This is a genomic window from Umezawaea beigongshangensis (assembly GCF_016464305.1).
GTDB lineage: Bacteria > Actinomycetota > Actinomycetes > Mycobacteriales > Pseudonocardiaceae > Umezawaea_A > Umezawaea_A beigongshangensis.
In genome coordinates this window covers 1-260 of record NZ_JAEIOJ010000055.1, presented here as the reverse complement: position 1 = coordinate 260, position 260 = coordinate 1, and the positions used below count along the sequence as shown (strand labels likewise).

The window sequence follows — 260 nt, the reverse complement described above, 5'->3', positions numbered from 1 at the left end:
CCCGCACCGGACGGCAGAGGCACCACGCCCCCGCCCGCGAGCCCCAACACCACGACCGGCGGACCCAAGACCACCCCGCCCCCGTCCGGCAGCAAGGGCAGCACACCCCCGCCCGCGAGCCCCAACACCACGACCGGCGGACCCAAGACCACCCCACCCCCGTCCAGCAACAAGGGCAGCACACCCCCGCCCGCGAGCCCCAACACCACGACCGGCGGACCCAAGACCACCCCACCCCCGTCCGGCAGCAAGGGCAGCAC

General features: G+C 75.8%; 1 pseudogene. It reads left to right on the top strand.

The annotated features are described in order from the left end of the window. Positions 1-260 (top strand): annotated as a pseudogene (locus IMZ35_RS32460) (hypothetical protein); the annotation flags it as partial.